This window comes from Paraburkholderia fungorum (assembly GCF_003610895.1).
Classification (GTDB): domain Bacteria; phylum Pseudomonadota; class Gammaproteobacteria; order Burkholderiales; family Burkholderiaceae; genus Paraburkholderia; species Paraburkholderia fungorum_B.
In genome coordinates this window covers 38,603-59,656 of record NZ_MCAS01000001.1, presented here as the reverse complement: position 1 = coordinate 59,656, position 21,054 = coordinate 38,603, and the positions used below count along the sequence as shown (strand labels likewise).

The 21,054-nt window shown below is 61.3% G+C and carries 21 protein-coding genes; 18 read left to right on the top strand and 3 right to left on the bottom strand.

Annotated features, from left to right (window positions below; genetic code table 11):
- Positions 1 to 13: 13 nt before the first annotated feature.
- From BCY88_RS00210 to BCY88_RS40655, 4 genes are all read left to right on the top strand, one after another.
- Positions 14 to 466, top strand: coding sequence for a TadE/TadG family type IV pilus assembly protein (locus tag BCY88_RS00210; protein WP_120342270.1), 453 nt, complete (start codon positions 14 to 16; stop codon positions 464 to 466).
- Between the two features lie 77 nt (positions 467 to 543).
- On the top strand, positions 544 to 999 hold the full coding sequence (locus BCY88_RS00205; protein WP_183081225.1) for a TadE/TadG family type IV pilus assembly protein: 456 nt from the start codon (positions 544 to 546) through the stop codon (positions 997 to 999).
- A gap of 36 nt (positions 1,000 to 1,035) precedes the next feature.
- The gene (locus BCY88_RS00200) at positions 1,036 to 2,352 is read left to right on the top strand and encodes a vWA domain-containing protein (protein WP_120342268.1); all 1,317 of its coding nucleotides are present in this window, start codon (positions 1,036 to 1,038) and stop codon (positions 2,350 to 2,352) included.
- Positions 2,353 to 2,437: 85 nt separating this feature from the next.
- Complete coding sequence (locus BCY88_RS40655; protein WP_120342267.1) at positions 2,438 to 3,091, top strand: hypothetical protein; 654 nt, start codon at positions 2,438 to 2,440, stop codon at positions 3,089 to 3,091.
- Positions 3,092 to 3,250: 159 nt separating this feature from the next.
- Here the strand turns inward: BCY88_RS40655 and BCY88_RS00190 are convergent, their stop codons facing one another.
- Positions 3,251 to 4,000, bottom strand: coding sequence for a FadR/GntR family transcriptional regulator (locus BCY88_RS00190; protein ID WP_120342266.1), 750 nt, complete (start codon positions 3,998 to 4,000; stop codon positions 3,251 to 3,253).
- 156 nt (positions 4,001 to 4,156) lie between these two features.
- Complete coding sequence (locus BCY88_RS00185; protein ID WP_259461169.1) at positions 4,157 to 5,104, bottom strand: PDR/VanB family oxidoreductase; 948 nt, start codon at positions 5,102 to 5,104, stop codon at positions 4,157 to 4,159.
- 269 nt (positions 5,105 to 5,373) lie between these two features.
- Between BCY88_RS00185 and BCY88_RS00180 the strand changes: the two genes are divergently transcribed.
- The 14 genes from BCY88_RS00180 (at position 5,374) to BCY88_RS00115 (ending at position 19,510) form a co-directional block, all read left to right on the top strand.
- Positions 5,374 to 6,633, top strand: a complete 1,260-nt coding sequence (locus tag BCY88_RS00180; protein ID WP_120342264.1) for an aromatic ring-hydroxylating oxygenase subunit alpha — start codon at positions 5,374 to 5,376, stop codon at positions 6,631 to 6,633.
- Positions 6,634 to 6,713: 80 nt separating this feature from the next.
- Positions 6,714 to 8,162 (top strand): NAD-dependent succinate-semialdehyde dehydrogenase, encoded by a 1,449-nt coding sequence (locus tag BCY88_RS00175; protein WP_120342263.1) that lies wholly within the window; start codon positions 6,714 to 6,716, stop codon positions 8,160 to 8,162.
- Positions 8,163 to 8,319: 157 nt separating this feature from the next.
- Complete coding sequence (locus tag BCY88_RS00170; RefSeq protein ID WP_120342262.1) at positions 8,320 to 9,102, top strand: FadR/GntR family transcriptional regulator; 783 nt, start codon at positions 8,320 to 8,322, stop codon at positions 9,100 to 9,102.
- A 26-nt stretch (positions 9,103 to 9,128) separates the two neighbouring features.
- Entirely contained in the window at positions 9,129 to 10,166 is a 1,038-nt protein-coding gene (locus tag BCY88_RS00165; RefSeq protein WP_120342261.1) for an amidohydrolase family protein, read from the top strand.
- Positions 10,167 to 10,206: 40 nt separating this feature from the next.
- Positions 10,207 to 11,214, top strand: coding sequence for a DODA-type extradiol aromatic ring-opening family dioxygenase (locus tag BCY88_RS00160; RefSeq protein WP_120342260.1), 1,008 nt, complete (start codon positions 10,207 to 10,209; stop codon positions 11,212 to 11,214).
- A 55-nt stretch (positions 11,215 to 11,269) separates the two neighbouring features.
- Positions 11,270 to 11,953 (top strand): RraA family protein, encoded by a 684-nt coding sequence (locus tag BCY88_RS00155; RefSeq protein ID WP_120342259.1) that lies wholly within the window; start codon positions 11,270 to 11,272, stop codon positions 11,951 to 11,953.
- Positions 11,954 to 11,955: 2 nt separating this feature from the next.
- Entirely contained in the window at positions 11,956 to 12,648 is a 693-nt protein-coding gene (locus tag BCY88_RS00150) for an RraA family protein (protein WP_120342258.1), read from the top strand.
- Between the two features lie 59 nt (positions 12,649 to 12,707).
- Complete coding sequence (locus BCY88_RS00145) at positions 12,708 to 13,376, top strand: 4-carboxy-4-hydroxy-2-oxoadipate aldolase/oxaloacetate decarboxylase (protein ID WP_120342257.1); 669 nt, start codon at positions 12,708 to 12,710, stop codon at positions 13,374 to 13,376.
- A 68-nt stretch (positions 13,377 to 13,444) separates the two neighbouring features.
- Positions 13,445 to 14,209: an HD domain-containing protein gene (locus BCY88_RS00140; RefSeq protein WP_120342256.1), complete on the top strand. Its 765-nt coding sequence runs from the start codon at positions 13,445 to 13,447 to the stop codon at positions 14,207 to 14,209.
- 80 nt (positions 14,210 to 14,289) lie between these two features.
- Positions 14,290 to 15,417 carry a histidinol-phosphate transaminase gene (gene hisC / locus BCY88_RS00135; RefSeq protein WP_120342255.1) on the top strand — a complete coding sequence of 376 codons (1,128 nt, stop codon included), beginning with the start codon at positions 14,290 to 14,292 and terminating at the stop codon, positions 15,415 to 15,417.
- A gap of 140 nt (positions 15,418 to 15,557) precedes the next feature.
- The gene (locus tag BCY88_RS00130) at positions 15,558 to 16,535 is read left to right on the top strand and encodes an ABC transporter permease (protein ID WP_120342254.1); all 978 of its coding nucleotides are present in this window, start codon (positions 15,558 to 15,560) and stop codon (positions 16,533 to 16,535) included.
- A 133-nt stretch (positions 16,536 to 16,668) separates the two neighbouring features.
- Complete coding sequence (locus tag BCY88_RS00125) at positions 16,669 to 17,544, top strand: ABC transporter permease (RefSeq protein ID WP_120342253.1); 876 nt, start codon at positions 16,669 to 16,671, stop codon at positions 17,542 to 17,544.
- Positions 17,541 to 18,527, top strand: coding sequence for an ABC transporter ATP-binding protein (locus BCY88_RS00120; protein ID WP_120342252.1), 987 nt, complete (start codon positions 17,541 to 17,543; stop codon positions 18,525 to 18,527). Before BCY88_RS00125 ends, BCY88_RS00120 begins: the two co-directional genes overlap by 4 nt.
- Positions 18,524 to 19,510, top strand: coding sequence for an ABC transporter ATP-binding protein (locus BCY88_RS00115; RefSeq protein WP_120342251.1), 987 nt, complete (start codon positions 18,524 to 18,526; stop codon positions 19,508 to 19,510). Before BCY88_RS00120 ends, BCY88_RS00115 begins: the two co-directional genes overlap by 4 nt.
- A gap of 235 nt (positions 19,511 to 19,745) precedes the next feature.
- On the opposite strand, the gene BCY88_RS00110 is transcribed toward BCY88_RS00115, so the two are convergent.
- Positions 19,746 to 20,828: a porin gene (locus tag BCY88_RS00110; protein WP_183081224.1), complete on the bottom strand. Its 1,083-nt coding sequence runs from the start codon at positions 20,826 to 20,828 to the stop codon at positions 19,746 to 19,748.
- Between the last annotated feature and the right edge of the window lie 226 nt (positions 20,829 to 21,054).

Genomic DNA, 21,054 nt, shown 5'->3' with positions numbered 1-21,054 from the left:
TCGGGGAGGACCTATGAAACGGAAGAATCAGCGTGGCGGGGCAGCCGTCGAGTTTGCCCTTGTATTGCCGATTCTGCTGGCGTGTCTGTTCGGCACGGTGCAATTCGGCTGGCTCATGAATAACTACGTGATGCTGACGAATGCGGCGTCGCTCGGAGCGCATCAGCTCGCATCGGAGCGCGGCTACGCCACGCCTTATACGGACACGCAACAGGCCATACTCGCGTCGACGGCGGCATTGAAGAGCGCGCTGACCATCACGATGAGCGTGGGCGGCACAACCTGTTCCAGCGACAGCACGTGCGCGAGCGCGCTGGGGACGTCGACCCAGGCGCCGACGGCGGGCACCGAGGCGAGCGTGTCGCTTGGCTACTCGTTCGCACCGCTTTTCAGCGGCGCGCTGTACGGTCTCAAGTCCATCATGCCGTCCAGCTTGAGCGCGCGGATGTCGGAGCTCGTGCAATGAAACCCGCGCAAGCACGACTTCCGGCAATGCGCGAGTCACGTAGGCAATCACCGCGAATTTGCGAGTGGGGTGCGGCCATGACGTTGAAGAAACAGAAAGGAATCGCGGCGGTCGAGTTTGCCCTGCTCGTTCCGATACTCCTCGCGATTGCGCTCGGCCTTGCACAGTTCGGCTGGCTGCTCGGCAATTACGTGATGGTCGCCAACGCGGCATCGGCGGGTGCGCGCTATTTTGCGTCACAGCGTGGCACCGCCAATCCCTATACGGGAACGCAAACCCAGGTGCAGGCATCGGCATCCGTGCTGACTACTGGAAACCTGTCTATCACCGCAACGGTCAACGGCGGCAACTGCACCAGCGACACCGCTTGTGCGTCGGATCTGACCAGTGCCGCAAGCGGGACGGCCGTGGCAACCGCGGCCGTTACCGTTACCTACAGTAATTTTTCTCCCCTGTTCAAGGGAGCGCTGGCCGGTCTCTATTCGATGATGCCGGCCGCGCTCAATGCCACGGCAGTGGAGCGCGTGCAATAGCGTGAGCGGTTCAATCGTCCGGGAGGGCATGCAATCATGAGAAACAACCTTGGGCATCACGCCTCGCCGACGCGCCAGCGCGGGGCCGTCTCCGTTGTGGTGGCGATTTCTCTGATCGTTCTTTTGGGGTTCGCGGCGCTGGCCGTCGACTACGGCTATCTGGCGTACAGCCAACGGCGCCTGCAGAGCGCAACCGACGCCGCAGCGCTGGCCGGGGCGGTGGATCTCTGGACCAAGCCATGGGCCACGGCCGCCAGCGACGCGCAAGCGTTCACGGCGGGGCAGAGCAATACCATGCCCGGCGGCGTCAACCCGGCGACCGCCACGGTAACCGGCCTGACCTTGTCCAGCATCACGCTGCCGTACAAACAGGCGGCATCCGGATACAACGGCATCAAGGTGACCCAGCAAGCGACGGTGCCGCTTTTCTTCGCGAAGGTCTTCGGTATGACCTCGCAAACGATCAGTGCAACTTCCGTGGCGGGGGCAGGCGGCGGGGCGGAGCCCGCGCTCTATAACGTCATGATCATCCTCGACACCACAAGATCGATGAGCACCACTACCGACAGTAACTGCACGAACTCAAAGGGCGTGGCGCAGACGAGATTGCAGTGTGCCGAGGCGGGCGCGCTGAAACTGCTGACCGGCCTGACGAACGCCGGCGACAAGGTGGGATTGATGGCATTTCCGCCGCAAACATCGTCGACATACAATTTTTCGTGCAGCGGAAATTCGCCGACCATTGCCGGCAGTTATTCGGCCTCCGGTGCGAGCTATCAGTACGCCTCCGCGAGTTCGGGCTATCTGGGCAGCAACCAGCAGGCGAATACCGGCTCCGCGATCGTGCAGGCACTGGGCGGCGGCAGTTGCGGCGGTCTGCCGGCGCCTGGCGGGCTGGGCACGTTCTACGCGCAGGCGATCACGGCGGCGCAAACGTCGCTGGCTGCCACGGCGGCAACGGAAAGTCCACCCGGACAGAACGTGATCATTCTGCTTAGCGACGGCATAGCGACTTCAACGACGAGCCAGCTGGGCAGCACCTATAGCAGTACCTACGGAAGCGAGTGTCAGGCGGCCATCAACGCGGCATCGACCATCAAGAACAACACGGGCACCCTGATTTACACGGTGGCATATCTGGGTGGCGAGGCCGCGTCGGCGCCGAGCTGCGGTGACGGCAACGATAAACTCACGGCCTGTAATACGATGGAATCTATCGCGACGAACTCGTCGTATTTCTATTCCGACACCTGTGCGAATGCCGCCGGTGGAACCAACAGCCTGAATACGCTGTTCGGGCAAATCGCATACAGCCTGACGAAGCCGAGGTTGATTCCGCTCAGTGCATCCTGAATCGGGTGTAAGGCACTGTGCTGTCTGCTCCGATAGTCAATAAACGGTATATACTGTTTATACCATTATTACTGCGGAGGTAAGCATGTCGGCACCTGTCACCAAAGAGCACACCAAGAAAGCGTTCCATTTCCCGAAGAGCTCGGCTAAGCACGCGGCGAATGGCGCGGAGCCGGTAGCCGCACCGGAACAGGCGGCGGAAGCGGCGCCGGCCGTCAAGAAAGCAGCTAAGGCGAAGCGCGCGGCAGCCGCGGACGCAGCGCCGACCGTCAAGAAAGCCGCCAAAGCCAAGCGCCCAGCGCCGGCGGAAGCAGCGCCCGAGGTCAAGAAGGCCGTTAAGGCGAAGCGTTCGGCTGCCGTGGAAGCAGCGCCTGCTGTTAAGAAAGAAGCTAAAGCAAAGAGTTCGGCTGCAGCGGAAGCGAAGCCTGCCGCGAGGAAGGCGGCTAAGCCGAAGCGTACTGCCACTGCCGAAACTGCGCCGGCCGCTGCTCCTGAAGCCAGGAAAGCCAAGCCGCCGAAGAAAGAGAAAGTCGTGCGCGACAGCTTCACGATGCCGAAATCGGATTACGACAGGATCGCGTCTCTCAAGCAGAAGTGCCTTGAGGCCGGCGTGTCGGTCAAGAAAAGCGAGTTGCTGCGCGCAGGATTGATGATGCTGGAATCGGCAGCGCCGCAGCGCCTGCTTGCCGCCGTGTCGTCGCTCGAGACGGTGAAGACGGGACGTCCCGCGAAGGGCTAAACCCGGCTGTCACGATTCCCGCGCAAGCTTGCGCGGGAGGCGCGCCCGCCCGGGCGGTGTCGGACTGCAGCGCATCCGGCTGCACGTTCTCGAGCCGCAGGGGCGGGTACGAAGCATCATCATGGCATCGGCATATTGCCGGACGGTGACGGGCGAACTTTATTCGTCGTCGGCTGCGTGTTGAGCGGCGGTGCCTGACAACACGCGTGAACGGATCACTTTCACCCGTTGCTGCATGATTTCGCGTGCTTTGGCGCCGTCTCGCGCTTCGATCGCATTGAGTACCGACTTGTGCGAGCGGATCACGCGCGCGGCGATGGCATGCGTGGTGTTCGGCGCGAGCAGCGGTTGCAGCACGAACCGCAGCGCACGGAATTGCGCGAGCAGCACCCGGTTGTGCGAAGACTCCACAATCGCTTCATGAAAGCGCAGCGACGCGTCTGTAAACGCAAGCGGATCGTCGCGCAGCTTGTCGAGTTCGGCCAGAATTGCGCTCAGCTTTCCGAGGTCGTCCCCGGTGGCGTTTTGCGCCGCAAGTTCTGCCGACGTGACCTCGATTGCCATTTGCGCGTCGAAGATTTCCTCGCCCGTCACGCCGATCAGGTGCAGTTGAATGGCCAGCGCGTCTGCGAAGCGCTCCGGATTGCCTTCCGCAATCCATGCGCCGCCTTTCGCGCCCATACGGATTTCCACAATGCCGACTGCTTCGAGCGTGCGCAGCGCATCGCGAGCGGCCATGCGGCTGACGTTGAACTGGGCGGACAGCGACGTTTCGCTGCCGAGAAAATCCCCCGTCTTGATCTGACCGGAAAACACAGCTGCGCGCACTTGTGAAACGATGCGCCAGGATAAGGTTTCCGTCTGCACCGGTTCCCACAGCGGCGTAGTTTCGACAGTACCTTTTTTCAATTCGGATCTCCGGACCTGAGCGTTGCGACGGGGTGAGCGGAGGCCGCATGCACGAAAGGCGTGGTGCGACCCCGAAAGACTGATCGCGATGTTAGCATAGCCGTTGAATAATCATACGGTTATACAATTCGCATCTCCTGCTGCACTATCCGGCGATCATAAGTCGAGCACCAGACATTCGCTTTTGCTGCCCGAGCAGCAAATCATCATCGACCGGTTTGCCTCCTGTTCACTCTTCGTCAGCACCATGTCGCGATGGTCGGGCACGCCCGCAAGCACACGCGTTTCGCATGTGCCGCACACGCCCTGCGAACAGGAGTAAGTGATGTCGATCCCTTCGGCGATCAGGACGTCGAGAATCGTCTTGCCGGCGCTCACCTGAATCATGCGGCCCGAGCGGGCGAGTTGCACGTTAAAGCCGCCTGATGTTGCGGGCGCTTCGCCGGCCGCGAAGTACTCGACATGAAAACGTGCGCCGCCGCCACAGTTCGCAGCGCTGGTCTCGAACGCCTTCAACATCGCCGAAGGGCCGCAGCAGTAAAAGTGCGTGCGCTCGTCGTGCTGCTTCAGGACCGTGGCGAAATCGAGCCGCTCTCCACCTGGCTCGCCGTCGTGATGAAACTGGACGCGCGAGCCGTACTGACGCAACGCAGCAACGAAGGCGGTGGCCTCGCGGGTTCGCGTGCAGTAATGCAACTCCCACGATCGCCCCAGTGTTTCCATGCGACGGATCATGCCCATGAGCGGCGTGATGCCGATTCCCCCCGCGATGAGCACCGTATGCGCGGCATCTTCTACCAGCGGGAAATTATTGGCGGGCGCACCGATCGTCAACGTGGCGCCCACGCGCAGCGTCTCATGCACCCAGGCGGAGCCGCCGCGGCTCGACGGATCGCGATTCACGCCGATCACATAGCGGTGCGTGTCCTGCGGGGAATTGCACAGCGAATAGCTGCGGATCATTCCGTTGGGCAGGTGGAGATCGATGTGAGCCCCGGCCGTGAAGCCCGGCAGCGGCGCGCCATCAGGTGCGTGAAATTCATACGTATTGATGGTCGGCGCCTCGTATCTGATCGCGCGAAGCTGCACCTTTAGTGTGTCCATAGCGTTCTTCATGTTGACTCGTCTGGAGTTGTCTCGCCGCGCAGACGCAAATTCTGTTGCGCGTGCTTTGATGTGTAATATATATTATCGAAACAGCACCGACAAGCGTGAAGCAGGAACCGATTGAACGGATGGATGCTTCTATAATGTCTAATGTGTATTATCATTAGCATGATGCTGGACGCGACAGAAATGATGGCCGGCCGAGGCTGCCGAAGCGTTCGTAAGCTCGATGCACCGGCCGGGCGATAACAATGGAGACTTGAAGAATGCTGTCCCAAGCGAAGAACGAACTCTTGACGAAGGTTGGGCCGGGCGAGCCGATGGGCGAGTTGCTGCGCCGTTACTGGATGCCGATTGCCGGCGTGAGCGAATTCGACGAAGTGGCGGTCAAGCCGGTGCGCCTGCTTGGCGAAGACCTCGTGCTGTACAAGGACCTGAGCGGCAACTTCGGCCTGATCGACCGTCAATGTCCGCATCGTCGCGCCGATCTCGCCTATGGCTTTGTCGAAAAGTGCGGACTGCGCTGCAACTATCACGGCTGGCTCTACGACCAGGGCGGAAAATGCACGGAGCAGCCGTACGAGGACGTGGCGAATCCGCAGTTGAAACTCAAAGAGCGCGTGAAGATCAAGGCGTATCCGGTCGAGGAGAAGGCGGGTCTGCTGTGGGCCTACCTTGGGCCGCAACCTGCACCGCTCGTGCCGAACTGGGAGCCGTTCTCCTGGAAGAACGGCTTCGTGCAGATCGTGATTTCCGAAGTGCCGTGCAACTGGCTGCAATGCCAGGAGAACTCGATCGATCCCATCCACTTCGAATGGATGCACAACAACTGGACCACGCGCCTGAATGGGGCGATGGGCCCGTACTCGCCCGCGCATAAACAACTCGATTTCGACGAATTCGACTATGGGTTCATCTACAAGCGCCTGCGCGGCGATGCGGACGAGAACGATCCGCTCTGGTCGATCGGCCGGGTCTGCCTGTGGCCGAATGCATTCTTTCTCGGCGAACATTTCGAGTGGCGCGTGCCGGTGGACGATTCGCGCACCTTGAGCGTGACGTGGGCTTTCACCCGCGTGCCGAAGGAGAGCGAGCCGTACGAGCAAAAGAGCGTGCCGACCTGGCACGGTCCGGTGACCGATCCGCAAACCGGCCGCTGGATCACAAGCCACGTGATGAATCAGGATTTTGTCGCGTGGGCGGGACAGGGCGTGGTGGCCGATCGCACCAAAGAAAACCTGGGCAGCAGCGATCGCGGCATCGTCATGTTGCGCCGGCGCTTCTTCGAGGAACTGGACGTGATCGCCAACGGCGGCGAGCCGAAGGGCATCATCCGCGATCCGGAGCTCAATGAATGCGTGCAACTGCCGATTGCCGCGCGCGCCACGTTCGTTGAGGGCATGACGCGCGCGGAGATCGCGAATCATCCTTTGTGGAAGCATCACCTGCGGGATTTCCGCTTTCAGGCGGGCCAGCCGGAGCATGTCAGGAAGGCTTTTCTCGATGCAATGGGCATGGAGCCCTGAGGTCCGCGCTACAGTAACGGTGCGAAAACAGCACACGGCGGCGCCTTGCGCCGACCGGACATCAGATATCGGAGACGCAGATGCAAACCAGAAGTTACGACGTTCAACTTGGCCTGTTCATCAACGGGGAGTGGCGCACCGGAGGGCGTGATACGCAGCCGGTCGTCAATCCTGCTGACGAAACGGTGCTCGCCCAGTTGCCGCTTGCCACCCAGTCCGACCTCGACGACGCGCTCGCCGCAGCGGCGGCCGGATTCGCCACGTGGTCGCGCATGAGTGCCGCGGAGCGGGCCGCCATCATCGACAAGGCCGCTGCACTGATGCACGAACGCGCCGAGGAGATTGGCACGCTGATGAGTTTCGAGCACGGCAAGATGCTGGCCGACGGCCTGCAGGAAGCGCACAGCTCAGCGGATATCGTCAAATGGTTCGCGGAAGAAGGGCGTCGCGCCTATGGGCGTGTGGTGCCGGGGCCGTTGCCGAATTCGCGCCAGCTCGTGCTGAAGGTGCCGGTTGGACCGGTGGCGGCGTTCACGCCCTGGAATTTTCCCGTGCGAATTCCGGCGCGCACCGTGGCGGCCGCGCTCGCGGCAGGGTGCTCGGTGATTCTGAAAGCGGCCGAAGAAACGCCCGGCTCCACCACGGCGATGGTGCGATGCTTTCAGGATGCGGGTTTGCCCCCGGGCGTCTTGAATCTGGTGTTCGGCGTGCCGGCAAAGATATCGGAATATCTGATCGCGTCGGACGTCATCAAGGCCGTTGCGTTCACCGGGTCGATTCCGGTCGGCAAGCATCTCGCCGGGCTGGCCGCGGCGCACGGTCTGAAGAAGCTGGTGATGGAACTGGGCGGCCATGCGCCGATGATCGTTTGCGACGACGTCGACGTCGCGCGTATCGCTACGATGACCGCCAATGCCAAGTTTCGCCAGGCCGGGCAAGCCTGCATTTCGCCGACGCGTTTCTACATTCAGGAGGGCGTCTACGGCGCCTTCATCGACAAGTTTGTCGAGGTCGCTGCGAAGCTTAAGGTCGGCTCGGCCTTCGAGCCCGATACCCAGGCGAGCCCGGTTGCCAACGCGCGCCGGCTCACCGCGGCGGACGAGTTCGTCAAGGATGCGGTGTCGCACGGTGCGCGCCTGCTGCTCGGCGGCCAGCGTCTGAATCGCCCCGGATTCTTCTACGCGCCGACCGTGCTCGCGGATGTGCCCGAAACGGCGCGGATCATGAACGAAGAACCGTTCGGTCCGGTGGTGCCGTTCAGTTCTTTCAAGACCGTCGAAGAAGTGCTCGAGCGCGCCAACCGGTTGAAATACGGCCTCGCGGCCTATGCATTCACTGGCTCGGACCGACGCGCGCTGCAACTGTCGAATGGCCTCGAAGCCGGCATGATCGGTATCAATAGCATGCTGGTCTCAGGGCCGGAAGTACCTTTCGGCGGCGTCAAGGAGAGCGGCATTGGCTCCGAAAACGGTATTGAAGGCTTGCAGGCGTATCTGGTCACAAAGTTCGTTCAGCAAGCCGTGTCCTGAGTGGGCCGCGAAAGCGGCGGTCGGAACCTCGATCGCCGCTGGCCAATCTCAGAAAAGTTATATATATTATAGTTAACAACATTCCCCCGAAGCAGTGAAGCCGCCGGGCATGGTTTAGAACCTGCTCATGGACTAGCCAATACGATTCGTACGACTGATGAAAGAGAATATTCCGCACGATGCCAGACCCGCTCGGACTTCGACAGTCTGGGAGTCCGTGCAAACGGAAAAGCTTTCATGGCGTGTCGCGTCGCAAGTGCGAGCGGCGCTGTTCTCGAAGCAGGTGAAGGCGGGCGATTTTCTGGGCAGCGAGGCATCGCTTGCACAGCAATTCAATGTGAGCCGCACTGCTGCTCGCGACGCGTTGAGAACGCTGGAAGCGGTCGGCATCGTGGAAATCCGCATGGGCGCGAAGGGCGGCGTATGGATTGCCGGTGCGAACCCGGAGCGTTTTGCCGACGCACTCTCGATACAACTGAGCCTCATCGGTGCCGGCGCGAGTGAAGTGTTCGACGCGCAAATGGCGATCGAGGTGCTGGCCGCGGAGAAAGCGGCCGAAAATCTGACGGTCGCGCACCGTACAGCACTGCGTGACACGTTGCATGGTGTGGAAGACGCGCGCAAGCAACTCGATACCTTTACCGATGCATCGCTGCGGTTTCACGAAGCACTCGTTGAGGCTTCCGGCAATCGGGTTCTGCTCGCGCAGTTCAAGGCCTTGCGTTTTGTGCTGACACCTTTGCTTGCCACCTATACGAGTGCGGACACGGCGAATCGTGTGATCGCTTCGCATCGGCGCCTGTTCAATGCGGTGTGCCAAGGTGAGGTCGAACTGGCGCGCCATCTGATGCAGGAGCGCATCCAGATCGTTCGCACGAGCTTCATCCCGATGACGCCGACGCTATACATGCAGCCCGATCCGCAAGCGATCCGGGCCTGAACTCACATTAATTAACGGAGACATTCATGATCATCGATGCGCACGCGCACGTTACCGCGCCGGATTCACTCTACGTCTGGAAGTCCGGTCTTGTTTCCCATCGCGGCGCGCACGGCCGTGGCACCGCACAGATCAGCGACGACGAAATGATGGCGGTGCTCAATGCGCCGACATTCGGCACCAAGTCGCACGTCGAGCAGTTGCGTGACATCGGCACGGACTTGCAACTGATCTCGCCGCGCCCGTATCAGATGATGCATAGCGAAAAACCCGCGAAGATCGTCCACTGGTTCACCGAGGAAACCAACGACATGATCGCGCAACAGGCGCGGCTGATGCCGCAGACGTTTCGCGGCATTGGCGGCTTGCCGCAGGCGTGGGGCGAGCCGGTGCGCGGATGGCTGCCTGAACTCGAACGCTGCATCAAGGAACTCGGTCTCGTTGGCGTGCTGCTGAATACCGACCCGAGTGAGGGCCTTGCGACCAACGAGGTGCCTGACCTCGGCAACGAATACTGGTATCCGCTCTATGAGAAGCTCGTCGAGCTCGATGTGCCCGCGTACCTGCATTCGGCTGGATGCCGTTCGGAGCGGCACAACTATTCGCTGCACTTCATCAATGAAGAAACGATTGCGGTGATGGCGCTCGCCCGTTCGCGCGTCTTCAAGGATTTCCCGCAGTTGAAGATCGTTGTCTCGCACGGCGGCGGCGCGGTGCCGTATCAATTCGGCCGCTTCCAGGCGCCTTCGCTGCGGCCTGGACGTGCGAGCGAACCATTTCTCGACAGCTTGCGCCGTCTCTACTACGACACGGTGCTGTACTCGGAAGAAGCGTTGCGTCTGCTCATCAAGACGGTCGGCGCGGACCGCTGCATCTTCGGTGCGGAGCGGCCGGGAGTCGGCACGGTGAAGGATCCGCAGACGGGCCGCTGGCTGGATGACATTCGTCCGATCATTGAAGGTTTCGAGTGGTTGAGCGGCGACGAGAAACGGATGATTTTCGAAGGCAACGCCCGCAAGGTGTTCCGTCTCGACCAACCGGCTGGCACAGCCGGGGCCCGTTGAACGCATTGGCGATGAAAACCACACTCAATGGGAGCGCGGCATGGCAACGATGATCGGGGCAATCGCCACATCGCACGGCCCCTTGCTGTCGATGCCACCCGAACTCTGGCATTTGCGGGCCGGCGCGGATATGAAGAATCCATCGCACTGGTTTCAGGGGCGTTCATACGACTACGCGGCGTTGCTGGAAGCACGAGCCCCCGGTTTTGCTGCGGCAGTTACCGAAGCGTCCAGGCAGGAACGCTACGCGGCTTGCCAGCGCGCGCTCGATACGCTTGCCGAACGCTTCCACGCGATGAAGGCCGATCTCGTCATCGTGCTCGGCAACGATCAGCGCGAGGTGTTCAAGGACGATCTGACCCCGGCGATCACGATTTTCGGCGGTGAGCAGATCGAAAACCTGCCGCTGTCGGACGAGCAGCGCCGCCGTTTGCCGCCGGGTATCGCCGAGGCGGAAGATGGCCACTGTCCGCCTGAAGGCGCGGTTTATCCCGGCGCACCGGATCATGCGTCGACGCTGGTGCGCTCGCTCGTCGACGACGGTTTCGATATCGCCGTGTCGAACCGCTTGCCGAAGAGCGAGGATCGCCAGCATGGCATTCCGCATGCGTTCGGCTTCGTCTATCGCCGCGTGATGCGCGATGCGCCGCCGCCGTCGGTGCCCGTGTTTCTGAACGTGGGCGTGCCGCCGAATCAGCCGCGCGTCGCACGCTGCCTCGCGCTCGGTCACGCGCTCGGCGCGGCGATCCGGCGCTTGCCGTCGGCGCTTCGCGTGGTGGTGGTCGCATCTGGCGGCATGAGTCACTTCGTGGTCGACGAAGCACTCGATCGCCACGTGCTGGGCGCGCTCGCCGAGCGCGACGAGGCCACGTTGCGCGATATTCCGGAAGCGTATTTCAACGGCAATACGTCAGAAATCAAGAGCTGGTTGCCGCTTGTCGGTCTTGCCGCGAGCGCGTCGCTCGAGATGACGCTGATCGACTATGTCGCCTGTTATCGCTCGGAAGCCGGCACGGGTTCGGGGATGGCGTTTGCCTGCTGGGAATGAGCGAGCAGGGCGGCAGTAGCAGACAAAACGAATATGAGGAACGGAGCAGACACGCATGAAACAAGCAGATGACATCACCCGACGCCTGCAGCGGCTCGATTGTTGCGCGGTATCGGATGCACTCGACAAGCTCGGTTTAACCGGCACGGTTACCGGTTTGCCGCAGCGTTCGACCTCGCGCCGCATCGCCGGCAAGGTCGTGACCGTGAAGCTGGTGGAAGCCGCGCAAGTGAGCGCCGCCGCTCATGGCGGGGCGCCGCGCCATCTCGGCACGACGGCCATCGAATCCGCCGGCGAGGGCGATGTGATCGTGGTCGAACAGCACACGGGGCTCGACGCGGGCAGTTGGGGCGGCATTCTCTCGCTCGGCGCCTCGTTGCGCGGCATCGAGGGCGTGATTGCGGATGGCCCCGTACGCGATATCGATGAAGCGCGCCAATACGATTTCCCGGTTTTCGCGCGGGCATTGACGGCCTTTACGGCACGCAATCGCGTTGCCGAGGCCGGCACCAATGTGCCGATCATGGTGGCGCGGGTATGCGTCTATCCGGGTGACTACGTCATCGCCGACAACAGCGCGGTGATCTTTATCGCCGCCGCGGACGCCGAACGCGTGCTTGCCGCTGCCGAGCAGATCGCCGGCAAGGAAGCGGCGATGGCGAAAAAGCTGCTCAATGGCGTGCCCATCGCACAGGTGATGGGTGCGGACTACGAATATATGCTGCAGGACAGGGGATAAACATGAGCGAGACGAACAACGCGAACAACGCGAACCAGGCCAACGACAGGAATGCGCAGCGCGCCCAGCGCCTCGATACCGCGACACTGAGCGATGCGCTGGATCGCCTCGGCATTGTCGGGCAATGTACCGGGATCAAGCCGCGCGATGCGAGTTTCCGGCTGTGCGGCCGCGCCTTCACGATTCTTTACGGGCCGCCGACGACGCCGCCCGGCACTGTCGGCGACTATATCGACGACGTGCCGGAAGGCGGTGTGATCGTGCTGGATAACGCGGGCCGTGAAGACTGCACGGTGTGGGGCGACATTCTCACGGAAATCGCCCATCGGCGGAAAATTGCCGGTACCGTCATTGACGGTATCTGCCGCGATGTGAGCCTGTGTTTATCGCTGGGTTACCCTGTGTTCAGCAAGGGACACTGGATGCGTACCGGTAAAGACCGCGTGCAGGTCGAAAGTACCCAGGTGCCGGTCAATATCGGCAACGCGCGTGTATTGCCGGGCGACCTGCTGATCGGCGACGCGGATGGCGTGATCGTGATTCCGCGGGTTCACGAAGATCGCGTGCTGGCCGCGGCCGAAGAGATTCACGCGGCGGAGCATGCGATTCGCGAAGCGGCGCGGCAAGGCATGCGGCTCGACGAGGCGCGCAAGCAGCATCGCTATCACGCGCTGCAGACCAAAGTGAGCGCCTGAGCGGCCACACTCAAGACGCCACGTCGCGCGATTCATCAGAATATCCATCAGGAGACACCATGTCCTACCCTTTTATCGATTCGCCGCTGGTCACCGCATCGATTGAGCGGCCGGCCGCGAACGTGATCGAGGCGGCCCGCGCTTTTCCCTCGGCAACCTTGCTTGAAGCCGCCAGCAAACGGGGCGCGCTGCCTTCGGCGATCAAGCCGGTCAGTTCGGCGTTCCGTGTCTGCGGCCCGGCGCTCACCGTGCATTCGCCGCCCGGCGACAATCTCTGGCTGCATCGCGCGCTGGTCCTCGCACAGCCGGGCGACGTGCTGGTGGTGTACACGAGCGACTACTACGAAGCCGGCTACTGGGGTGAAGTCATGTCGACGGCGGCCAAGGAGCGCGGTGTGGCGGGTCTTGTCATCGATGGCTGCGTTCGTGATGCCGAATTGCTCACGCGCATCGGTTTCCCGGTGTTCTCGCGTGGCTTGTGTATTCGCGGCACGACCAAGGATTTCGCGGCACGCGGCTGGATCAATCATCCGTTGCGGATCGGCGATGTCGCCGTGCGGGCGGGCGATCTGGTGGTGGGCGACGCGGACGGCGTAGTGGTGCTCGCGCAGGAATCGGTCGAAGCGACCTTGCGCGCCGCGCGCGAACGCGAGGACAAGGAAGCGGAAATACTCGCGCGCATCGCCGCAGGCGAGCTGACGCTCGATATTTACGGCTGGAATCGCTAGACGCACGGTTCGACACCGAAGAGACAGAAGAGACAGAAGAGACAGAAGAGACAGAGGAGCAAAACGCAATGAGCAATCAAACCGCAGGCGGTCACGAGCCTACGCTTTCCGAGCGCGCCGACGCGCTTGAACACAAGATGATCGCGGAGCTGGACCGGCGCGTGGTGAAATCGGTGATCTACACCTCGGGCGACCGCGATCCGACCCAGGCTATTGCGCCGCCGCCGGGCACGGGCCACTTCATGATGGGTGACGATCCGCGTCTGCAGAAGATGCCGGCGAAACCCACCTTGATCGACTTTTTCAAGTACCGCTTCGGGCCGGCCAATCATGTGCTGCAAAGTGCGACGCACGCGCTGAAAGCCGGGCAGAGCGAGAAAATCGTGCTGGCCTGCCTGCTGCACGACATCAGCGTGGCCGGTTTCATTCGCGGCGATCATGGCTACTGGGGCGCGCAGATGATCGCGCCGTATGTGGACGAAGAGGTCAGCTGGGCCATCCAGTATCACCAGGCGCTGCGGTTTTTCGCGGACGAATCGGTGGGCTATGGGTACCCGGATGCGTATCTGCGCTATTTCGGCAAGGACTACGAGCCCGAGCCATATATCAAACGCGACTACGAGTACGCACGCAATCACAAGTGGTACATGTCGAGCCGCTCGATCACGCTGCACGACATCTATTCGTTCGATCCGAACGCGGTGGTGAGTCTCGACGATTTCGTCGACATCATCGGACGCAATTTCCGGCAGCCGAAGGAAGGGCTCGGCTTCGACGGCAGTCCGTCGGCGCATATCTGGCGCACGATGATCTGGCCGACGAAGTTCCTGTAGTCGCCCGGTGGCCGAACATGGCGCGCCGGCGGCGCGCCACGCATTCTCATTCCTCTATCGAAGTCAGCAAAGGTATTCCCATGACAAACGAATTGCGTCCTGTCGCTCCGGCCTACGTCGGCTCGTTGAAGCCTTATCAGGCAGGCAAGCCTATCGAAGAAACGGCGCGTGAATACGGGCTGCCGGAAGCCAGCATCATCAAGCTCGCATCGAATGAAAATCCGCTCGGCATGCCGCCGAAAGCACGCGCGGCAATCGACGCGATCATCAACAGCGGCGCTCGCTATCCCGATCCGAACGGTCATGCGCTGAAAGTGGCGCTGGGCCAGAAGTACAACGTTGAACGGAACTGGATCACGCTTGGCAACGGTTCGAGCGACATTCTCGAACTCGTTGCGCGGGCGTTCCTGCAAGCGGCGCAACCGGGTAGCGATTGCAATGCCGTGTCGTCGCAATATGCGTTCATGGCGTGGCAGAACGCGGTCAAGGCAACCGGCGCGCGCATGGTCGCCGTGCCCGCCAAAGACTACGGCCACGATCTCGACGCCATGGCGCAGGCGGTCAACGCCGATACGCGCGTGGTCTACCTCGCGAATCCGAACAACCCGACCGGTACGTTCTTCAGCGTCGGCGAACTCACCTCGTTTCTCGATCGTATTCCGGCCAACGTGGTCGTGCTGCTGGACGAGGCCTATAACGAGTATCTCGAACCGCATCATCGCTACGACAGTACCGAGCTTGTGCGGCGTTATCCGAATCTCGTTGTGTCGCGCACCTTCTCGAAGGCGTTCGGCCTTGCCGGTTTGCGAGTCGGCTTTGCAATCGCCACGCCTTACGTCACCGATCTTCTGAATCGTGTGCGGCAGACGTTCAACGTCAATTCACTGGCGCAGGCCGCCGCCATCGCCGCGCTGAACGACGACGACTACCTGAACGAATCGTATCGCCTGAATCGTGAAGGCATCGAGCGGTTCTACGAAGTCTGCGACGCGCTGCGGCTCCCATACGTGAAAAGCCAGGGCAATTTCGTCGTGATCAAAGTCGGGAATTCGGCCGAGCTGTTCGACGCACTGCTCAGGCGCGGCATTATCGTGCGCAAGGTGGTGGACTACGGGCTCGGCGAGTGGTTGCGCATTACAGTTGGATTGCCGCAGGAAAACGAACGGTTCTTCACGGCGCTGCGCGAACTGGTGGTCGTCAACGCGTGAGATGGAAACTCACCTAAATTAAACTATATTATACTTATCGAGAAAGCCCGGCCACGGACTGCCCGCAGCATCCGTGGCCACAAACAGGCAAATACAAGTCCTGTCGCTTGAAGTGATCCCCCGTTGGAGCGAGACAATTCATGCTTGAGTTTATTCTGCGGAGACTGTTCCAGAGCGTCCTTGCGCTTTGGGCGATGTCGCTGCTCGTGTTTGCCGGCGTCTACGTGGTGGGCGATCCGATTGCGCTGATGGTCCCCGACAGCGCCACACCCGAGATGCGCACACGCATCATCGCGTCGCTCGGACTGGATCAGCCGTGGTGGCTCCAGTACTGGCGCTTCCTCACACATTCGCTGCACGGTGACTTCGGCACGTCGTTCCTGACCGGGGCGCCGGTTGCGCAGATGATCGTCACGCGTATGCCCGCGACGCTCGAGTTGTCGGTGATCGCCATGCTGATGGCCATCGTCATCGGCATTCCGCTTGGCATGTACGCGGGATTGCGGCCCGAGAAACTTTCCTCGCGCCTCATTACCGCATCGTCCACGATCGGTTTCAGCTTGCCGACGTTCTGGGTCGGGCTGATCCTGATCCTGGTCTGCTCGGTGCTGCTTGGCTGGCTGCCTTCAGGCGGACGCGGCACGACGACGTCATGGCTCGGCATGCAGGTGAGCTTTCTGACGCTCGACGGCTGGAAGCACCTGCTGCTGCCGGCGCTGAATCTCGCACTCTTCAACATCGCGCTGATTATCCGGCTCGCGTATTCGTCGACGCGCGAAACCGCATTGACCGACTACGTCAAATTCGCGCGAGCCAAAGGACTGAGCGCATCGCGCATTGTCGGCGTGCATATTCTGAAGAACATCATGATCCCGCTCGTCACGGTGATCGGCATCAACCTGGGCGGGCTGATCGCGTTTTCGATCGTCACGGAAACCGTGTTCGCGTGGCCAGGCATGGGAAAACTGCTGATCGATTCGATCAACGCGCTCGACCGCCCGGTGGTCATTGCCTATCTGCTGACCGTCGGGGCGATCTATATGCTGATCAATCTGGTCGTCGACGTTCTGTATTCGCTGCTCGATCCGCGCATCTCGGTGACGACGGAGGTGAATTGACATGGGACCCACTACAGGAACGACCATGGCCGAACCGCGAGTTCAATCGGCTGTACCCGCCAATTCCGCAGACTCCACAGTTTCCACGGTTTCCGCCGTAAAGCCGGCGAAACGCCCGCATCGATTTGCCCGCATGGGCGGTCAACTCAACGCGCTGTGGAGCGAATTCCGCCAGAGCAAACTTGCACTCATCGGGCTCGTGCTATTCCTTGCGATTGCCGCGCTGGCGGTATTCGCGCCGTGGATTGCGCCGCAGAATCCCTATGATCTCGCACAGCTCGACCTGAGCGATTCGCAATTGCCGCCGCTCGCGCATGCGTCGATGGGGTCGCACATCTACTGGCTCGGCACTGATGACCAGGGACGCGACATGCTTTCCGCGATTCTCTTCGGCATGCGCACGAGTCTATATGTGAGCCTCGCCTGTACCGTGCTCGCGTTGGTGATCGGTGTCGCGCTGGGTCTTGTCGGCGCGTTCTACGGACGCAAGGTCGATGCGCTGATCATGCGGCTCGCCGACATCCAGCTTTCGTTTCCTTCGATTCTGATTGCGCTGGTATTCATCGCGGCGTTCGGCAAAGGCGTCGACAAGATCATCTACGCACTCGTGCTGGTTCAATGGGCGGTGTATGCGCGTACCGCGCGCGGCTCGGCGCTCGTCGAGCTGCGCAAGGAGTATGTGGAAGCGGCGCGCTGCCTGAAGCTCAGCGACACGCGGATTATCTTCCGCCATGTGCTGCCCAATTGCGTGCCGCCGCTGCTGGTGGTCGCCACCGTGCAAATGGCGACCACGATCTCGCTCGAAGCGACGCTGTCGTTTCTCGGCCTTGGGCTGCCCATTACGGAGCCGTCGCTCGGGCTGCTGATTTCGAACGGCTACAACTACCTGCTGTCCGGTTCCTACTGGATCAGCGTTTTCCCCGGCGTCGCGCTGCTGTTGCTGATGCTGTGCCTGAACCTGATGGCGGATCGCCTGCGCGATGTGCTTAACCCGAGGTTGAAGAAATGACTCAGCCCGCATTGCAGGTGGACAATCTGTGCACCCACTTCACGACGCCGCGCGGTATCGTGAAAGCGGTGAACGGTGTGAGTTTTAGCGTCGCGCGCGGCGAGATTCTGGGCGTGGTGGGCGAGTCGGGGTCCGGCAAATCGCAAACCGGTTATTCGATCCTCGGTTTGATCGATCCCCCCGGCAAGGTGGTGGGCGGCAGCATCAAGCTTGCGGGCGAGGAGCTGGCCGGCTGCACCGAAGCGCAGTGGCGCAAGATTCGCGGCAACCGGATCTCGATGATCTTTCAGGATCCGATGATGACGCTCAATCCCGTGCTGCGTATCGACACGCAAATGGTCGAGGCGGTGCTCGCGCACCGGCCGATGAGCCGTCGCGCGGCACTCGACGAAGCGCGCGCCGCGCTTGCGCAAGTGGGCATCCCCGCACCGGACGAGCGTCTGAAGTGTTATCCGCATCAGTTCTCCGGCGGCATGCGTCAGCGCGTTGCGATTGCGATCGCACTGATCAACCGGCCCGAGGTGGTGATCGCCGACGAACCGACCACCGCGCTCGACGTCACCATTCAGGCGCAGATTCTCGGCGAAATCCAGCAACTCTGCCGTAACTCGGGCACAGCGCTGATCTGGATCACGCATGATCTTTCGGTGGTCGCGGGGCTCGCGGATCGCGTGTGCGTGATGTATGGCGGCAGGATTGCCGAATACGGCAGCGTCGATCAGGTGCTCGATACGCCGCGCCATCCGTACACGCGCGGCTTGATGAATTCGATTCCGAGCCGCAATCCCAAAGGCGTGATGTTGCGGCAGATTCCGGGCGCACCGCCTTCGCTGCTCGCATTGGGCGGCGGCTGTGCGTTCCGTACGCGCTGCTCATCCGCGGTGCCCGAATGCGCGCACGAGATTGCCGAATCGATTGACCACGACGGCCACATGGTTCGCTGTATCCGGCCCGTCGTCGACGAACACGAGGAGATTGCATGACCCCGCTGCTCGAATTGCGCAACGTTACGAAGACGTTCGCGCCCAGACAGGATGCGACCGGCCGCTTTGTCCGGGCAGTCACTGGACGGCAAGCGCCGAAAGGCGTGCATGCGGTCACCGATCTGAGCCTGAGCGTCAGCGCGGGCGAGGTGGTCGGTCTGGTCGGCGAATCCGGTTGTGGCAAGTCGACGGTCGGCCGTCTCGCGGCGGGCGTCTACTGGCCGACCAGCGGCCAACGCTACTGGCAGGATACGGACATGGCGTCGCTCGGACGGCGCGAGCGCAATCGCGCCGAACTCGATATCCAGATGATTTTCCAGGACCCGTACGCGTCGCTGAATCCGCGTATGCGGGCCGCGGATATCGTGGCGGAAGGGGCGCACGTGCATGGTTTCATTCGCAAGGCGGATACGCGCGACTTCGTCGGCGCGCTGTTTGAGCGGGTGGGTCTCGATCCGGATTCAATGGACCGTTTCGCTCATCAGTTCTCCGGCGGCCAGCGCGCGCGCATTGGTATCGCGCGGGCGCTGTCGGTGAATCCGAAGTTTCTCGTTTGCGATGAATCGGTCGCGGCACTGGACGTATCGATCCAGGCACAGGTGCTGAATCTGTTTATCAAGCTGCGTGAAGAGCTCGGGCTGACCTATCTGTTCATCAGCCACGATCTGGGTGTGGTGCGTCATATCGCCGATCGCATTGTCGTGATGTACCTGGGCAAGATAGTCGAATCGGGGCCCACCGAGCAGGTCTATCAGAATCCGCGGCATCCGTACACGCAGGCATTGCTGGCGGAAGTGCCGTCGCTCGACAAGCGCAAGAAGACTTTCTATGCCATCAAGGGCGAGATTCCGTCGCCGCTGAATCCGCCTTCGGGGTGTTACTTCCATCCGCGCTGCCCACACGCGTTGCCGGTTTGCAAAGAGGCCGTGCCCGAACTGAAGCGCGCTGCCGACGGACAATTCGCGGCCTGTCATCTGATCTGATCTGATCGACTAACGGCGCGTCACGCCTGAAGCCTGGCCCGGTGTGAATTGCATGGCAGCAATGCTGTGCGATTCACACCGGGCTTTTTCGTGGGCCGCACAAATGTGAGCCGATCTGTGCGCATGAGTTCTAGTGTGCCGGCGCAAAAAAGCCGGCTTGCGCCGGCATCAAATTGTGCCGCTCGGCTCTCGCTATCGAGCGGCACGTCTCGCGATCAATCGATTTGAACCCGTGTCAGAACTTGTGGCGTATGCCAACACCAGCGACGAGCTGCTTGTTGGTGCTCGACGTCGGCAGTGCCAGAATGACCGCGCGCGTACCGTCACCGCTCGCCAGTTGATAGTTCGCCTGAGCATACAGGTCGGTGCGTTTCGACAGGAAGTAGTCGATCCCAACCGACGTCTGGCCCCAGTGCGAACTCTCGAGCTTCGAATAGGCGTACCCCGCGCCCACGACCAGCGCCGGTGTGAAGTGGTACAGCAAGCTGCCTTCCACGGTGCTCAGTGTCGCCGAATTGCCCATGTACGAGATCCGCGTGCCGGTGTAGTTCGCCATGATGCCAACATTGCCGATCGAATAGCTGCCGCCGAGCCCCCATGTTTTCATGCTGTCGGCCACGATCGCGCTACCCGTTAGCGGCTGGCCGAATAGCGTGTTGACGCCCAGATCGTTGGTCGGATTGATGCGGAAGTTATTGATGTCCGTATAGGCCGCGCCGAGACTGAGCGGGCCATGATCGTAGGTCAGGCCGAAGCTCATCGAGCTGTTCTGATGGAAGTTGCCCGCCGTATTGCCGAAGCCGTACATCGCGCCAGCGGTGAAGCCGCCGAAATTGTTGCTGACGAATTTGACCGTGTTATCCAGCCGGTCGCCCGATACGCGGTCGTAGTCGCCCGGATGGAACGCATACACGCCGGCAATGTAGGCGATCGAATAGTTGCCAATGATGTCGCCCATGAAATCGTATTGATGGCCGAGCGTCAGCGTGCCGATCTGGTTCGCGAGACCCACGTAAGCCTGGCGCCCGAACATGAGGCCACCCTGGCCCATGCTGCCGTCGTTCAGGTTGAAACCGTTTTCAAGGCGAAACAGCGCTTGCAGGCCACCACCCAGATCTTCGGTGCCCTTGAAGCCGAGCCGGTTGCCCTGAGGTACACCCGTATCGAAGACCCAGGCGGAGTGACCGTTGCTGTTGCTTACGTAGCTGATGCCCGAATCGACGATCCCGTAAATCGTTACGCTGCTCTGCGCCTGCGCACCCGCTGAAAAAGTACAAAGTGAAACCGCAGCAAGGGGTACCGCGAGGGTTTTTCTCATTGTTTGTCTCCTTTCCATGAATAGTCTGCGCCAGTTTTGTTGAAGATGCCGCATGTTTTGCGAGGCTTCGTTCGCAGTTGTTCCCGCCTCGCAACGTGTTGCACGCGCAACCATTTCGTTGTGGAAACGAAAGGCTGCACGGCGGTCCTGCATCGCCCGTCATCAACTTGAGCAGTGCTTGACTTCGATAGAAGTGTATAACGATAATATAGTTATACAGAAAGAA

Coding starts and splice junctions, on each gene's coding strand:
- BCY88_RS00210 (WP_120342270.1), top strand. CDS start 14: ATGAAACGGAAGAATCAGCGTGGCGGGGCAGCCGTCGAGTTTGCCCTT.
- BCY88_RS00205 (WP_183081225.1), top strand. CDS start 544: ATGACGTTGAAGAAACAGAAAGGAATCGCGGCGGTCGAGTTTGCCCTG.
- BCY88_RS00200 (WP_120342268.1), top strand. CDS start 1,036: ATGAGAAACAACCTTGGGCATCACGCCTCGCCGACGCGCCAGCGCGGG.
- BCY88_RS40655 (WP_120342267.1), top strand. CDS start 2,438: ATGTCGGCACCTGTCACCAAAGAGCACACCAAGAAAGCGTTCCATTTC.
- BCY88_RS00185 (WP_259461169.1), bottom strand. CDS start 5,104: ATGGACACACTAAAGGTGCAGCTTCGCGCGATCAGATACGAGGCGCCG.
- BCY88_RS00180 (WP_120342264.1), top strand. CDS start 5,374: ATGCTGTCCCAAGCGAAGAACGAACTCTTGACGAAGGTTGGGCCGGGC.
- BCY88_RS00175 (WP_120342263.1), top strand. CDS start 6,714: ATGCAAACCAGAAGTTACGACGTTCAACTTGGCCTGTTCATCAACGGG.
- BCY88_RS00170 (WP_120342262.1), top strand. CDS start 8,320: ATGAAAGAGAATATTCCGCACGATGCCAGACCCGCTCGGACTTCGACA.
- BCY88_RS00165 (WP_120342261.1), top strand. CDS start 9,129: ATGATCATCGATGCGCACGCGCACGTTACCGCGCCGGATTCACTCTAC.
- BCY88_RS00160 (WP_120342260.1), top strand. CDS start 10,207: ATGGCAACGATGATCGGGGCAATCGCCACATCGCACGGCCCCTTGCTG.
- BCY88_RS00155 (WP_120342259.1), top strand. CDS start 11,270: ATGAAACAAGCAGATGACATCACCCGACGCCTGCAGCGGCTCGATTGT.
- BCY88_RS00150 (WP_120342258.1), top strand. CDS start 11,956: ATGAGCGAGACGAACAACGCGAACAACGCGAACCAGGCCAACGACAGG.
- BCY88_RS00145 (WP_120342257.1), top strand. CDS start 12,708: ATGTCCTACCCTTTTATCGATTCGCCGCTGGTCACCGCATCGATTGAG.
- BCY88_RS00140 (WP_120342256.1), top strand. CDS start 13,445: ATGAGCAATCAAACCGCAGGCGGTCACGAGCCTACGCTTTCCGAGCGC.
- hisC (WP_120342255.1), top strand. CDS start 14,290: ATGACAAACGAATTGCGTCCTGTCGCTCCGGCCTACGTCGGCTCGTTG.
- BCY88_RS00130 (WP_120342254.1), top strand. CDS start 15,558: ATGCTTGAGTTTATTCTGCGGAGACTGTTCCAGAGCGTCCTTGCGCTT.
- BCY88_RS00125 (WP_120342253.1), top strand. CDS start 16,669: ATGGGCGGTCAACTCAACGCGCTGTGGAGCGAATTCCGCCAGAGCAAA.
- BCY88_RS00120 (WP_120342252.1), top strand. CDS start 17,541: ATGACTCAGCCCGCATTGCAGGTGGACAATCTGTGCACCCACTTCACG.
- BCY88_RS00115 (WP_120342251.1), top strand. CDS start 18,524: ATGACCCCGCTGCTCGAATTGCGCAACGTTACGAAGACGTTCGCGCCC.
- BCY88_RS00110 (WP_183081224.1), bottom strand. CDS start 20,828: ATGAGAAAAACCCTCGCGGTACCCCTTGCTGCGGTTTCACTTTGTACT.